This window comes from Streptomyces sp. NBC_00385 (genome assembly GCF_035917155.1).
Lineage (GTDB): Bacteria > Actinomycetota > Actinomycetes > Streptomycetales > Streptomycetaceae > Streptomyces > Streptomyces poriferorum.
This window is the reverse complement of record NZ_CP107951.1, coordinates 1,502,698-1,515,788: the sequence shown is the minus strand read 5'-3', so window position 1 is coordinate 1,515,788 and position 13,091 is coordinate 1,502,698. Positions and strand designations below refer to the sequence as shown.

The window sequence follows — 13,091 nt, the reverse complement described above, 5'->3', positions numbered from 1 at the left end:
GTTCACCTTTCTCGGATACACGTTCCACGCGCGCAAGTCGCAGGACAAATGGGGCCGGAGGTTTCTGTCCTTCGAGCCTGCGATCAGCAAGTACGCCTTGAAGGGGATAGGTAGGGAAGTGCGCAGTCGGCGTCTCCACCGCCGATCCGATCTCTCCTTCGTGGAGCTCGCCCGACGAATCAATCCGATCGTGGCGGACTGGATCAACTATGACAGGCGCTTCTACCCAGCGGCCTTGATCCCCCTCCTGCAACGCGTCAACGCCTACTTGGTGCGCTGGATCCGCAAGAAGTACAGGCGGCTCGCGGCGCCGCACAGGGCCCTTCGCAAGATGTGGGAAATCGCCCAGCCTTACCCCCCCCCGCATGTTCGCGCACTGGAAGTTGACCACCGCAGCGTCCTCGGGTTGGGATCCGGATGGCAAGAGCCGTGTAAGGGGAGGTCTTTACGCACGGTTCCGCGAGAGCCGGGGGTGATCTTCCCTCCGGCTACTCGGCTCTTGCCCGGCACTCGCAATTGGGTGACGACCTGGCCGGCGCCGTTGACGGCGGCCAGCAGGGTGGGCGGCCGGGGTGTCGTCGTGGCGCGAGCCGCGGGCGCTCTTGCCATCCACCGCGAGGGTCTGGGCGTGCGCCGGATCGGACCCCAGCAGGTCGGCGAGGCCGCCGGGGCAGACCCGGCCGATGACCTGGCGGATGGTGGCCGCGCTCGGCGGCAGGCGCATCCGAAGATCGAGACGGTGCGGGCGCCGAGTCGGCCGGGTGGACTGCGGGGCGCTGCGCCCACTGGCCGATCGCTGCGAACGTGCGGGCCAGCCACCGCGGCGGAGCAGGCGATCAGCACGCTTGCCAGGGAGTGACGCCTGCCCCGCCGATCACGCGGGTCGGGCAAGGGGACAGCCGGCCTGGCAGGTGGGATGGCGCGATGCGGGCGCGAGGGCGACTTGATCAGGCGCATGGTGGCAGACTGGCGGCACATCGAAGGTCCTTTAGTTCAGGGCGACTTGTCGAGGTCAACCGCCAATCGGAGCTTCGTTGCGTAGGTGTCGGCCCCCGCCGCAGCATCACGCAGCCGTGACCAGCACACATCCGTGATCACCCGGCCTTTGAACCGCCCTGGTTGGAGACCTGGTCGACAGCAGCAGGGGTGTCAGGGGAGGCGGTGGCCGCGCGTCACGCCGCCGTGACCTGGGCACCTGTCATCGCTGCATGTTGTTCCCTGCCGGTCCGCTCCTGGTGACGATGACGCCGAAGAGGGCGAGGCCCCGAATGGTGATCACCGGGGCGCCGTGCTCGGCCTGGCAGGCTGCACGCTTTCCGAACAGGCCGAACAGTCCCACGCCTCTGACGTGGACCTCGACGTCGTCGGGCACCGTGATCCGGGTTGCGCCCCACAGCGCCACAGCGGTGATCGTCGTCTCGCGGCTGACGAAGCGGGCATTCCTCAGGTCCAGCCGTCCGCCGCCGAACATCGACCATGAGGTGAACCGGGGAGGTACGGTCCACTCGCCGGCCCGGACGAACCCCCCGAAGGCTCCCGTTGCGAAGCGCGAGGTGGGACGATGGTCCGGCAGGTGCGCTCCCCTGCGGCCGGGCGAAGGGAGGTCACGAATCGCGGGCTCCAACTCGGCGCGAGACGTGGCCTGAAAGATTTCGCCGATCCGGTGGTCAAGTTCGACGGATGTCAGGCGGCCTGTGGCGAAGGCGTCACGAACCTGCTCCGCTGCCCGGTCGCGTTCGTCGTCGGAGACACGGAGCAGGTCGTCGGATCGCCCAACTTGATCAGTCATACAAACAATTCTCGCAGGGGCACGCCCGCCAGGCTCTCCATCTCTACATATTGATGGTTGCGTAGTTGCGGTCGCCCTGCTGGATACGGGGCGTCAGGGGCCGGCAGGCCGGGCGGTGGGGTGGCCGGCGATGAGGGCCAGGGAAGCCCCGGCTCTTGGCTCACGACGGCGTACCGGTCGGGAACTCGGTGCGGTCCGGTTCCTTCAGTCGCTTTCCCAGGGTCACGAACAGCAGGATGAGTCCGACGGTGAGAAGGATGTGTCCGGCGCCGGCGAGAGCGGGCACTGTGTCGGGCACGTGCTCGTTCAGGACTGTCAGGCAGCCGTGCAGGCCCATCATGGCGACGGTGGTGAACAGCCGCGTCCCCGACAGCCGGACCTGCTTGTCGAGGGCCAGGATGATCAAGAAGCCCAGCATGCCCAGCGTCAGCAGGTGCGTGTGTATCAGTGCGAGCTGCGTCTCGCCGGTGAAGTCCTGGGCTTTGGTGAACGCCGACCAAGCCGATGCCGGCCAGGTCACCACCGGTCACCCCACCTCGTCCTCCACACTGCCGAGCCTGGTCGTGACGATGCTGCGGCAGGCCGGCTCACCCCCGGCATGCGACTGCTGGACCTGGCCACCGGCTCCGGCTACAGCGCCGCCCTTGCCTGCCATCGGCTCGGCGACGACCGGGTGACGACGCTAAACGTCGACCTGCACCTGACACAGGCCGCTGCTGAACGCCTCGACCGGCTCGGCTGGCACTCCACCGTCGTCACCACCGACGCCACCAAAGAGCTGCCCGGCACGTTCGACCGGATCGTGTCCATGGTCTCCGTGCCCCGTATCCCCCGTCAGTGGCTGACCGCTCTGGAGCCCGAGGGGCGCCTGGTCACCACCATCGCGGGCACAGGATTGATCATCACCGCGGACAAGAACCACGACGGTGGCGCGACCGGACGAGTCGCGAATGGGACCGGGCCTCGTTCATGGCCGCCCGCGCGAGCGACGACTGCCCGGCCGCCCTCAGCGACTTCTTCGCCATCGCAGCACAAAACGCCGGACAGGTGACCACCTCCCCGTTCCCAGTCCTTGACGTGATGCCGGCATGGGATGTCTGGTCGATGCTCTCCCTGACTGCACCCGGCATCGAGCACCGCACCGGAACTGGAGATGACGGCAGCCGCATGACGTGGATGCTGCATCGTGACGGCTCATGGGGGGTCTGTACAGCGAGTGGTGTAACTCAGGGGTTGGTTGTTACTGCTGTGCTGCGGTGAGTCGGCCTTCGAAGGCGATGTCGAAGGCCTGGAGTGCCGGCTTCCATCGCCTGGTCCAGCGTTTCGCGCCGGTGCCGGTCGGGTCCAGGCTCATGACCGCGAGGTAGACACACTTGAGGGCGGCCTGTTCCGTGCGGAAGTGTCCGCGGGTGCGGACGGACTTGCGGATGCGGGCGTTGACGGACTCGATCGCGTTGGTCGTGCACACGATCTTGCGGATCTCGACGTCGAACTGGAGGAAGGGCACGAACTCTGCCCAGGCGTGCTCCCACAGCCGCACGATCGCAGGGTACTTCGCACCCCAGGCATTCTGGAACTCGCCGAACCGCGCCGTCGCGGCCTCCTCGGTCGGCGCGGTGTAGACCGGACGCAGAGCCTTGGCGAGCTTCTCCCAGTCCTGCGGGCCCGCATAGCGGAAACTCCTGCGCAGAAGGTGAACCACACAGGTCTGCACGATCGTCGCAGGCCAGACGGTATTCACCGCATCGGGCAGACCGGTCAGCCCGTCGCAGACGAGCATCAGGACGTCCTGCACGCCCCTATTTTTGATCTCGGTGAGGACCTGCAGCCAATACTTGGCCCCCTCGCCTCCGTCGCCCACCCACAGCCCGAGGATGTCGCGAGTGCCCTCGGCCGTCACGGCCAGCGCCATATACACCGGCCGGTTGGCAACCTGCCCGTCCCGCACCTTCACGTGGACACAGTCGATGAAGACGACCGGGTACACGGCATCCAGCGGACGGTTCTGCCATTCCGTCATCCCCACGATCACACTGTCGGTGATCGTGGAGATCGTGGATTTGGAGACCTCGGCCCCGTACACCTCGGCCAGGTGCGCGGAGATCTCCCCATGGGTCAGGCCCTTCGCGGACAGCGACAGGACCATCTCGTCGATGCCGCCCAGACGCCGCTGCCGCTTCTTGACCAGCGCCGGCTCGAACGTGCCGGCCCGGTCACGGGGAACGGTGATCTCCACCGGTCCAGCCTCGGTGATCACAGTCTTGGCCCGGTGGCCGTTGCGGTAGTTCTCCCGGCCGCCCTCGGCCCGCTCACCGTGCTCATGACCCAGATGATCGGTCAGCTCCCCTTCGAGAGCCGACTCCAGCACCCGCTTCGTCAGCTGCTGCAGCAGCCCGCCCTCACCGGTCAGCTGCAACCCGCCGGCCTGAGTCCGGGCCACCACCTGAGCCACCAGAGCATCATCCACACCGGCCTCGTCCGTCCCGGCGCCCATCGTCACGTCAGTCATCAACTGCCGCTTTCTACTTGGGAGTTACACCGTTCACGGTACAGGCCCGGCGCCAGCCACCCTCGAGCAGTGGCGCTTGACGGGTGACCCCTGTCGCATCGCCCTGCCCTTCCGAAGCTTCGTTGTGCCGCAGACTTCCACTGAGGTGTGACACATAGGATTCTGGGAGGCACGCAACCTGGGGTTGCCGACGAAATGGGCCGACCCAGGTGACGAAACACAGTCGGCTCGGTGGAGCAATGGTCAACTCCTGTGGATGGTCCGGCGGAAGAGTCAGGAGGACGGGTTATTGCTCGGTGATGAGTGTGGGCAGTTTGCGCATGTCGTGGAAGACCGTGGTTCCAGGGCCTTCGAGCTGTTCGGCCGGGGTGAGCCCGCCGGCGTATCCGAAGGCGCGCATGCCGGCTGCGCGGGCGGCGCGGACGCCGGGCTGGCTGTCCTCGACCACCACGCAGGCGGCGGGATGAACCCCCATCTGCCGGGCGGCATGCAGGAACAGGTCCGGAGCGGGCTTGCCGTGGGCGACTTCGGTGGCGCTGTAGATGCGGCCCGCGAAGCGTTCGTAGAGTCCCGTGCGACCGAGGGTGTGGCGCATCTTGTCGTGGGAGCCGCTGGAGGCCACGCAGGTCGGCAGGGTGACCGCGTCGAGTGCCTCGGGCAGTCCCTCGACGGGGGCGAGATCGGTGTCCACGGCCTCGCGGTGGAGTTGTTCGAACCGCTCCGACCAGGTTGCGGCAATTTGCTCGCCGAGCCGGGCAGCGACCTGCTCGCGGATGGAGGCGTGCGAGCGCCCGATGAAGCGGTCGACGACCTCGTCTTCGGTGAGGGGCCAGCCCAGCTCATTTCCGAGGGAGACCTGGACGCGGACGGCGATGCGTTCACTGTCGACCAGCACGCCGTCGCAATCGAATATGACGAGTTCAATCGGTTTGATCATCTCGGCAGCATAGGTGCTTGCCCGCGAGTCGTCCGCGTTCGAAGCGGGCTCCGGTGCGGACGAGGGCAACGAGGTGAGGTGCGTTGACCGTTCTCCAGCGCGCCTGGGCGGATTCGACGAGCGTGAAGAGCCAGGGCAAGCGTGGCGGCCGCGGCGCCGGCGCCTTGGTGACCTTGGTCCGCAGCCTCACTGTCGCGAAGGCCGATTCGATGGGATTCGTGGTGCCCAGGTGAACCCAGGGCTCGGCCGGGAAGTCGTAGAACGCCAGCACCTCGTCCACGTCGTGGGTGATCTTCTTGACGGCCTTGGGGCACTTCGCGGCCGTAGGTCTTCTCGAATGCGGCGACACGTCGACCTGGTCCTGGTGGACGAGCTGCACAACCTGAACCTCGGCTCCCGGGCCGGGGCGGAAGCCTCCGACCAGTTGAAGTACTTCGCCGAGCGCCTGCCCGCGACCTTCGCCTACGCGGGCATCGACGTCGAGAGCCAGGGCCTGTTCGCCGGCACCCGGGGCCGGCAGATCGCCGGGCGCTTCGTAGTCATCCCCGCCGCCCCGTTCTCCCACGCCACCAACGCCGACAAGGACGCCTGGCGAGGTCTGGTCAGCACCCTGGAGACGATGCTCCGCCTCCACGAACACGCCCCGGGCACGCTCACGGCGATGAGCGACTACCTCTTCCACCGTACCGGCGGAATGATCGGCAGCCTGTCCCAGCTCATCCGCGGCGCCGCCGTGCTGGCCATCGAGGACGGCAGCGAGGCCGTCACCGAGGAACTGCTCGAACTCGTTCCCATCGACTTCGCCGCCGAGCAGTCCGAACAACTCACCGCCCCGGTCAAGGCGACCGGGCGGCGAAGGCGCGCGGCCTGACGCTCCTGCGCACGCTGCCCGACCCCGTTCCTCCCGCCCGGCACGAGATCCCCCCGTCCTACATCAGCCGCCTGGCCACCCTCCACGGAGTGGACATCGACGGTCTGTGGTCACAAATCACCCGCCCCGCCCACCCCGGGGCCAGCCGCCGCGTCGTCGTCCCCGAACGGCTCGCCGCACTGACCGGCCGCAGCGTCCACGCCCTGGCCGGGGCTATGCCGGAACTCCGCGACCCGCCGCCGAACTGGGAGATGTTTCGCCACCAGCCGCAGACTGGCTGCCACCTCTGCGACGCCCGCCACCCCGGCGGCCGGGTCGTCCGGCTCCTGCCCCACCACACCTACGTCTGCCTGCGGCACCACACCTGGATCGGCCCGCCCGACATCGACCACCCCGCCGTCGACCTCACCCGACTCCCGAACATCGTCGACGCACAGCGGCGCCACCTGCTCCTGCTGCGGCGCTACGGCTGGGCCGCCACCTACGACGCGGTGCTGACCGGCCTCATGCTCTGCGCGCACATCTGGTCTCCGGACGGGCGCCCGGTTGCCTTCGGCACCTGGGACGCCTGGGACGACCGCCTGGACACCCTGATCCCCTTCGACCCGGAGAAGCAGGACTACGTCGACTTCAGCACCTCCCGCCTGTTCGCCGCGGTCTATCCCGAGGCCGTCTCTCTCGCGCCGCTGATCGCCTCGGCCTCCTGGCGGCGCCTGGCCGGCGGCGCCGAGGCGGAGCAGAACCGGTTCTTCGCGGAGGTCGCCCGTCGCATCACCCACCCCTACAAGCCGGCCGACCGCAGCGGCGATGCCGTCGCGCACTGGGCCCTCGCCGACTCCTGGCGCCCGCCGAGCTGGCCCCTGATCACCTACACGCCCGGCCGCGTCCGCGGCACCCTCCCCGGCCTCGCGGCCAACCGCCTCGCCCGGCACGAGAGGAGCGCGAAGTGGTTCAGCCGCAGCCGCCGCAACCAAGGTCGCTACCTCCTCTTCCACGGTCATCTCAAGCCCGTTCTTCTCCGCGAGCGCGAAGACCAGCGCGTGAAGTGGGAGGGCACCGTCTGGCACAGCGAGCGCACCGACGACCTGATGAAGGAACAGCTCGCGAAGATGCGCCGAGCAGCCGACTAGAACGACTCCCGCCCGCCGCACCGACGACCGGACATTTCAAGATCAACTGACACACTTCAGGGCCGCCAACCCTGCCTCAATCCTTCATCGTCCACCTAGGGTTGTCCCGCAAAGCCTCAGTGCCACAAGTAGCTCACTCGCCGGTCTGGCCGTCGATGAGCTCGCGCGCGACGTCGAGGTGACCGACGTGGCGGGCGTACTCCTGAAGTAGGTGGAAGAGGATCCGCCCGAGCGAGGGGGCTTGATCGGGCGTCTTGAAGCGTCCCCCGAGGCGTGCCTTTTCGGTCAACAGGGCACGCACGGTAAGGGAGTTCGCTACGGCCACCTCCGCTTGGTAGCCGGCGATCAGCTGGGCGGTAGAGGCGCTGGCGGCGACCACCCACTCCTCGGCATCTCCGCCGGGTGGATATGCGACGACGTCCTGGGCGCCGAACCCCCAGCGCACCCATCGGCGTTCGACCCAGCCGAGATGCTGCACCAGGCCGAGCGGCGACCAGCCGAGCGGTGCGACGGGCGTGCGCAGTTGGTCGTCGGAGAGTCCGTCGAGCTTTCGCATCAGGGCCTCGCGATACCACTCCAGGTAGCCGAGGAGCAGTTCATGCGCGTCGGAGACGTCGGCGGGCGGGCCATCGAGGAGTGTGGGGCCCTGTTCCGGAGGCAGTTGCATCCCACGAACCTAGCGCGGGCGCGGAGTCGGCATCGCATCTGCTTTGCCCCGCCGATGAACGAGTACCGGACAAGGGCGGCGGCCGGGCCACCATCGACCCGAACCACACCCCCGCCGTCGAGGGCGACCACTATCTGTCGGCCGCGACCCCCGCCCAGCAACGTGCGGTCGAGGCCGTGATCGAAGACGCCCAGCATGACCTGCTGCGCCGGTCGCATCCGCCGACGGTGATCACCGAGGACGAGGCCGCCGTCCTGGCCGAGGGTTATCCGCAGCTGGTGGCGGACCTTGCGCTGGACGACGAGGTGATCGCCGAACTCGTCGGCGGACAGCGGGATGTATTCACCGCTGCCTGCGGCGATCAGCTGTCCGGACTGCACGGCCCCAAGGGCAAGCCCTGTCCGGCCCGCCCCTGGGTCTGCCTGTTGAGTCCCCTGGCGGTATTCGCACCACGGCATGCGGTCAGCCTGCTGCGGCTGAAGGCGTTCTTCTCCCGGCAGTGGCAGCAGATGCCCGCCGCGCACTTCATGGCGGTCTTCGGCCCCTACGCCGCCCGCATCCAGCAGGTCCTGGACCGCTTCGATCCGGCCGTGGTCACCGCGGCCGCCGCCCACGTCACCGACCGGGACGACGAACTTCCCCTGCGACCCGAGGAGATGACCGCATGAGCGCCGCTCTCGCTCCCGCCTTCGACGGACGCTCTGCCGTCTTTGCGGGCGCCGATATCTGCGATGAAGCCGGGCTGGCCCTGCCGGACAACGCCGCTCGCCCCGCGTTCGAGGACGACATCTGGGACTTCACCCACGTCATCGGCTTGCCGACTCAGCTGAGCCCCTCGGTGAGGCGCTTCGATTTCACCCTGATCACGGAATCGCGTTGGCGGCTGGTGGCCAAGGAACTCCTCCTGGCGATGCTCGCACCCCGCCACCAGTCGGTCGCACCCTTGCCCCGGGCCTTCCGTAACCCGCTCCACGTCACCAGTTGCCGTGCCCGTCTCGATGAACTCGTCCGCTTCTTCAACTGGTTGAGCGGGCGGGCGACCGGCAGCCTGCAGCAGATCACCACCCGGGACTGCGAGGCATACCTGGCTCACCGCCGCTACGTTCTCGACGAGGACGGGGTCGTCGTCGGGGAACAGAGCCACGGAACCAGGCGGTCGGCCGCCCAGGTCGTCGTCGACCTGGTGAACTACCGCGACCTGTTCACCGCCGACCGCGTCCCCGCCGAGCTGCAGCCCTGGGGCGGCGCCACCGCCTCCGCCGTCGCCGAGATGCCCAGCGGCCGAGACGAGAACAAGACCCAGCCGGTCGCGGACGAGATCATGCAGCCGATGCTCGCGGCCGCTCTCTACCTGATGTCCACACTGGGCCCGCACGCCGTCGACCTGGCACACAAGGTCCGCGAATCAGACCTTCACTCGGCACGGCGAGCCCAAGAAATCCGGCGCGTCGGCCCCAAGAACCGCGTCCCGGTCCGGGAGCTCAGCGAAATCCTCGCCGAGTACATGCGAACGTGCACAGCCCTGCCCATGCTGGACGACCACTACATCTCGAAACGCCTCGCCCAGGGCTGGGCCGAGGGCGATCCGCTTCTCCCGGTGGCCATGGGCACCCTCGCCCGCCGGGCCGGGCTGAGCCAGTTCTGCCACCCGTGGCTGCCCACCATGCGGCCTGCGCTGGAAGACGCCCTCGCGCAGGTCGGCGTCGAGAGACCGTTCGGCCGTGATGCCGGCCCGGTCCCCGCAGCCGACGGAACAGCGTCACTGCCCTGGACCCTGCCACTGTCCCGGCCCCAGGCCGTCGCCCTGGTCGGCATCGTCCGCACCGCCGCGATCATCACCGCTGCCGCCATCTCAGGCATGCGCGCGAGTGAGCTGATGGAATTGCGCATCGGCTGCCGACGACCGTCCGAAGTGTCGGTCCCGGGCCTGACCCGCTACAGGATCGCAAGCAAGATCGTCAAAGGGCAGCCGCTGGGCGGCACCGCCGACGAGTGGGTCGTCATCGAGCCGGTCTATCGCGCGATCGAACTCCTCGAGCAACTGTACGACGCTCCGGCAGAAGGAGCCCTGCTGATCGGCAGGTTCTCCTTCAACGTCCGCTTCAAGTGGTTCAAGAACTGGGCCAACTCCGAGGCCGGCCAACGACTTGGCCTGGCACCAATCCCCGAGGGTGCAGTCAACCTGCGGATGCTGCGGCGCACGTTGTCCCTGGAAATGGCCTACCGACCCGGCGGCGTCCTGGCCACCAAGATCCACATGAAACATATCGCCGTGGCCACAACGGAGGGCTACGCCTCGCGCCCTGGAGGCGCCCAAGCCGAGCTGTTGGCCGAGGTCAATAAGCACGAGAGCGAGCGCAATCTCCAGCTGGTACTGGAGGAGTTCCGAAACTACCAGGAAGGCGTTCTGCCCGCCGGTCCCGGCGCCCGCAGCCTCACCGAGTTCTTCGCCGGCATCGACGCCCAACTCGATGCCGCCTCGGCCACTGCCCCGAAAACCCAGCGCAACGACCGCGACGTCCTCAACCTCCTGACCAAACGCGCCAACGTCCTGCACCTCGGACCGGCGAACTACTGCTGGTTCACCGACCCGTCCCGGGCGCTCTGCCTCAAACTCGCGGGCACCCCCACCGCGGACCGCCCGCTGATCGGGATGTGTGACTCCGCCCGCTGCCCGCAGGCCACCCACCACCCCGGTCACCGCCCCGTCTGGGCCGAGCACGCCGACAGAACAAAGATCTTCATCGGCCAGCTCGGCACCACCCGCAAGACCGAACGCACCCGTCTCCAGGCCGACTACGACCGAGCTCTCCGCGTCGTCGCCGAGATCGATGCCGCCAGCACCACGGACGGTCCGCATGAGAATCTCTGCAGCACAGCGGACCGAGAACGAGAACCGCGTCCGAGCCGTCATCGACCGGCTTCTACGCGGCGAGATCCCGCCCGGCGGAAAATGTGACATCAAGACCCTCGCCAGCGAGGCCGCCGTCGACCGCACCGCGTTCTACGGCACCCGCCCCTACGCTCACCTCCGCGTCGAGTTCGAACGACGACTCCAGGCGATGCAGGATGCCGGCGAGATCCCCGACCCGCGCGAGGCCCAGATCTCCCGGCTCAAGGCAGAAAACAACAAACTCAAGGAACGACTCGACCGGTCGGAGCAGAAAATCGAGGACCTCACGGATTTCCGCGGCCAGGCCCTCGCCCAGCTGGCAGCCCAACATGAGGAGATCGTCCGGCTCCGCGAAGCCGCCGCCGGAACAGCACGGGTCAGTCACCTTCCTTCACCTCGAACCACGGTGATCGGAAGCTGCAGTTGAGTCACCCTGTCGGTGTACGAGCTTATGTACGCAGTCAGGTACAAGCTGACATGCAGTGGACATCGCTGCGATCACCCGTTCTGAAGTGGTGCCCCGTACATGGCATCAAGCACCAGAGTGAGCAGCCGGTCGGGCTGTTCCGCGTCGTGGCCGCGGGCTGTGGACAGCGCAATCCCGACGACAAGTTGGACCAGGTCGTCGGCGGTCAGGTCGGCGCGCGCCGTTCCCCGCCGCTGGGCCTGGGCAAGAAGATCGGCTGCCGAGTCCAGGATCAGCCGATGACAGTCGAGCCCCAGCGCGACCGGCTCTTCAATCATCAACGCGCCCCCAAGCCCTTGGTTGACCCTGGCATGGACGAGGAACGCGCGCAGCCATTGCGTCAGCGCCTCGTCGGCGGATTCCGAGGAGGACAGCGTCTCGGCCAGCTCGCACAGCGTCTCGATCCGGTCCCTGAGGACCGCGGTCAGCAGGGCGGAGCGGTTCGGGAAGTGACGGTACAAGGTCCCCGGGCCGACGCCGGCTCGGCGGGCGACCTCGTTGAGGGACGCCTCTGGTCCGGCTTCAGCGAATACTTCCTGCGCCGTGGCGATGAGACGTTCCCGGTTGAGTCGAGCATCGGTACGCCGCGGTCGTCGCGCGGGGACGTGCCCGTGTGTGGTCGTCATCGTCCCGCCCTTCGGTCGAGTTCTGGGTAGTTAAGCGGAGTACCTCTCCGTATAGTAGCGTCCGCCAAGCGGAGAACCTCTCCGGAATGCGTGGCCTGAGGAGTGCGGATGACGGACAGCGGGCGGATCAAGCTGGGGCGAGTCGGGATCTGGACTTTCGCCTACGAGGGGCAGCCTGCCGGGCGGGTACGGGAATCGGCCGCGGAGATCGAGGAGTTGGGCTATGGGGCCATCTGGTACGGGGAGGCGTTCGGCCGCGACACAGTGGGCCAGGCGTGGCTGTTGCTGTCGGCGACACAGCGCATCGTTGTCGCCTCCGGCATCGCCAACATCGCGTTCCGGGACCCGATCGCCACCGCTACCGCGACACGTGCGCTGGGCGAGGCGTTCCCCGGACGCTACGTACTCGGCCTGGGCGGACATCGCGTCGACGACACCGTCCACGAACTGGACGGCTACCCCGTACCGGCCCGCGGCAGAGCGGTGACCACCATGCGCGCCTACCTGCAGGCCATGGATGCGGTACCCGCCCACGGCCCCGTAGCGGATCCGGCTCCGCGCCGCGTACTGGCCGCACTCGGTCCGAAGATGCTTCAGCTGGCCGCCGAACACACCTGGGGCGCGCACCCCTACTTCGTGTCCACCGAGCACACCGAACGGGCACGCCAGATCATGGGACCGAACGCCTTCCTCGCTGTGGAACAGGCAGTGGTGCTCGACACCGACCTGAGCCACGCCCGCCAGGTGGCCACGGCCCACGTCGCCGGCTACCTCTCAGCACCGCATCAGGAAGCGAACGTTCGACGACTCGGGTTCAACGACGAGGACATCGTCGGCGGACCGAGCCGTCGATTGGTGGATGCCATTGTTGCCTATGGGGAAGTAGAAGCAATCCGCCGACGCGTCCAGGAGCACCTCGACGCAGAGCTGACCACGTCTGCCTGCAAGTACTCACCGCCGACACCGCCTCTCTGCCCGAGCGCGAGTGGCGGGAACTCGCCGCTGCTCTCCTGCCCCACCACACAGCATGAGTGACGCCCCGCCTCTGCACGTGATCTCGTACTTCGGCCTGCGCATGAGCTTGTACGCGGACACACCCACAGGAGTGTGAGCTGCACCACGGGTGGAGCCACAGAATGCAACACACCCGATGGTCTGCATCGCGAGACCGGCCGCGGCGATCCCACTGCTCAATCGCTACAC

The 13,091-nt window shown here is 67.8% G+C and carries 13 protein-coding genes and 2 pseudogenes; 7 read left to right on the top strand and 8 right to left on the bottom strand.

The window, feature by feature from the left end; genetic code table 11:
- The first annotated feature begins 118 nt into the window (after positions 1-118).
- The gene (locus tag OG959_RS38630; protein ID WP_442805545.1) at positions 119-859 is read left to right on the top strand and encodes a group II intron maturase-specific domain-containing protein; all 741 of its coding nucleotides are present in this window, start codon (positions 119-121) and stop codon (positions 857-859) included.
- A gap of 339 nt (positions 860-1,198) precedes the next feature.
- Here OG959_RS38630 and OG959_RS06560 read toward each other — a convergent pair whose 3' ends face one another.
- Together OG959_RS06560 and OG959_RS06555 are read right to left on the bottom strand one after the other, a co-directional pair.
- Positions 1,199-1,789 (bottom strand): DUF1707 SHOCT-like domain-containing protein, encoded by a 591-nt coding sequence (locus OG959_RS06560; protein ID WP_326657206.1) that lies wholly within the window; start codon positions 1,787-1,789, stop codon positions 1,199-1,201.
- A gap of 160 nt (positions 1,790-1,949) precedes the next feature.
- Positions 1,950-2,312 (bottom strand): DUF2871 family protein, encoded by a 363-nt coding sequence (locus OG959_RS06555; RefSeq protein ID WP_326657205.1) that lies wholly within the window; start codon positions 2,310-2,312, stop codon positions 1,950-1,952.
- A 75-nt stretch (positions 2,313-2,387) separates the two neighbouring features.
- On the opposite strand from OG959_RS06555, the gene OG959_RS06550 reads away from it, so the two are divergent.
- A complete protein-coding gene (locus OG959_RS06550; protein ID WP_326657204.1) occupies positions 2,388-2,840 on the top strand; it encodes a methyltransferase domain-containing protein in 453 nt (150 codons plus the stop codon).
- Between the two features lie 189 nt (positions 2,841-3,029).
- On the opposite strand, the gene OG959_RS06545 is transcribed toward OG959_RS06550, so the two are convergent.
- From OG959_RS06545 to OG959_RS06535, 3 genes and pseudogenes are all read right to left on the bottom strand, one after another.
- A complete protein-coding gene (locus tag OG959_RS06545; protein WP_442805730.1) occupies positions 3,030-4,283 on the bottom strand; it encodes an IS256 family transposase in 1,254 nt (417 codons plus the stop codon).
- A 301-nt stretch (positions 4,284-4,584) separates the two neighbouring features.
- The gene (locus OG959_RS06540) at positions 4,585-5,235 is read right to left on the bottom strand and encodes an HAD family hydrolase (protein WP_326657202.1); all 651 of its coding nucleotides are present in this window, start codon (positions 5,233-5,235) and stop codon (positions 4,585-4,587) included.
- Positions 5,219-5,582, bottom strand: a pseudogene (locus tag OG959_RS06535) (transposase); the annotation flags it as partial. The gene OG959_RS06540 and the pseudogene OG959_RS06535, both read right to left, overlap by 17 nt.
- On the opposite strand from OG959_RS06535, the gene OG959_RS06530 reads away from it, so the two are divergent.
- Positions 5,573-6,106 carry a hypothetical protein gene (locus tag OG959_RS06530; protein ID WP_326657201.1) on the top strand — a complete coding sequence of 178 codons (534 nt, stop codon included), beginning with the start codon at positions 5,573-5,575 and terminating at the stop codon, positions 6,104-6,106. The pseudogene OG959_RS06535 and the gene OG959_RS06530 sit on opposite strands and share 10 nt — an antisense overlap.
- An 89-nt stretch (positions 6,107-6,195) precedes the next feature.
- Positions 6,196-7,236, top strand: coding sequence for a hypothetical protein (locus OG959_RS06525; RefSeq protein WP_326657200.1), 1,041 nt, complete (start codon positions 6,196-6,198; stop codon positions 7,234-7,236).
- Between the two features lie 133 nt (positions 7,237-7,369).
- Here OG959_RS06525 and OG959_RS06520 read toward each other — a convergent pair whose 3' ends face one another.
- The gene (locus OG959_RS06520; RefSeq protein WP_326657198.1) at positions 7,370-7,903 is read right to left on the bottom strand and encodes a DinB family protein; all 534 of its coding nucleotides are present in this window, start codon (positions 7,901-7,903) and stop codon (positions 7,370-7,372) included.
- A 176-nt stretch (positions 7,904-8,079) separates the two neighbouring features.
- Between OG959_RS06520 and OG959_RS06515 the strand changes: the two genes are divergently transcribed.
- Together OG959_RS06515 and OG959_RS06510 are read left to right on the top strand one after the other, a co-directional pair.
- Entirely contained in the window at positions 8,080-8,571 is a 492-nt protein-coding gene (locus OG959_RS06515) for a hypothetical protein (RefSeq protein WP_326657197.1), read from the top strand.
- Positions 8,568-10,862 (top strand): site-specific integrase, encoded by a 2,295-nt coding sequence (locus OG959_RS06510; protein WP_326657195.1) that lies wholly within the window; start codon positions 8,568-8,570, stop codon positions 10,860-10,862. The genes OG959_RS06515 and OG959_RS06510 overlap by 4 nt, the downstream gene beginning before the upstream one ends.
- On the opposite strand, the gene OG959_RS06505 is transcribed toward OG959_RS06510, so the two are convergent.
- Entirely contained in the window at positions 10,828-11,181 is a 354-nt protein-coding gene (locus OG959_RS06505; protein WP_326657193.1) for a hypothetical protein, read from the bottom strand. The genes OG959_RS06510 and OG959_RS06505 overlap by 35 nt on opposite strands.
- Before the next feature lie 113 nt (positions 11,182-11,294).
- On the bottom strand, positions 11,295-11,888 hold the full coding sequence (locus OG959_RS06500) for a TetR/AcrR family transcriptional regulator (RefSeq protein ID WP_326657191.1): 594 nt from the start codon (positions 11,886-11,888) through the stop codon (positions 11,295-11,297).
- Positions 11,889-11,996: 108 nt separating this feature from the next.
- Here OG959_RS06500 and OG959_RS06495 point away from each other — a divergent pair.
- Positions 11,997-12,919: pseudogene (locus tag OG959_RS06495) on the top strand (TIGR03620 family F420-dependent LLM class oxidoreductase).
- The last annotated feature ends 172 nt before the right edge of the window (positions 12,920-13,091 follow it).

Excerpts from the sequence above, each read along its gene's own strand:
- OG959_RS06560 (WP_326657206.1), bottom strand. The coding sequence starts at position 1,789 with ATGACTGATCAAGTTGGGCGATCCGACGACCTGCTCCGTGTCTCCGAC.
- OG959_RS06510 (WP_326657195.1), top strand. The coding sequence starts at position 8,568 with ATGAGCGCCGCTCTCGCTCCCGCCTTCGACGGACGCTCTGCCGTCTTT.
- OG959_RS06530 (WP_326657201.1), top strand. The coding sequence starts at position 5,573 with ATGCGGCGACACGTCGACCTGGTCCTGGTGGACGAGCTGCACAACCTG.
- OG959_RS06540 (WP_326657202.1), bottom strand. The coding sequence starts at position 5,235 with ATGATCAAACCGATTGAACTCGTCATATTCGATTGCGACGGCGTGCTG.
- OG959_RS06500 (WP_326657191.1), bottom strand. The coding sequence starts at position 11,888 with ATGACGACCACACACGGGCACGTCCCCGCGCGACGACCGCGGCGTACC.
- OG959_RS06545 (WP_442805730.1), bottom strand. The coding sequence starts at position 4,283 with ATGGGCGCCGGGACGGACGAGGCCGGTGTGGATGATGCTCTGGTGGCT.
- OG959_RS06550 (WP_326657204.1), top strand. The coding sequence starts at position 2,388 with ATGCGACTGCTGGACCTGGCCACCGGCTCCGGCTACAGCGCCGCCCTT.
- OG959_RS06520 (WP_326657198.1), bottom strand. The coding sequence starts at position 7,903 with ATGCAACTGCCTCCGGAACAGGGCCCCACACTCCTCGATGGCCCGCCC.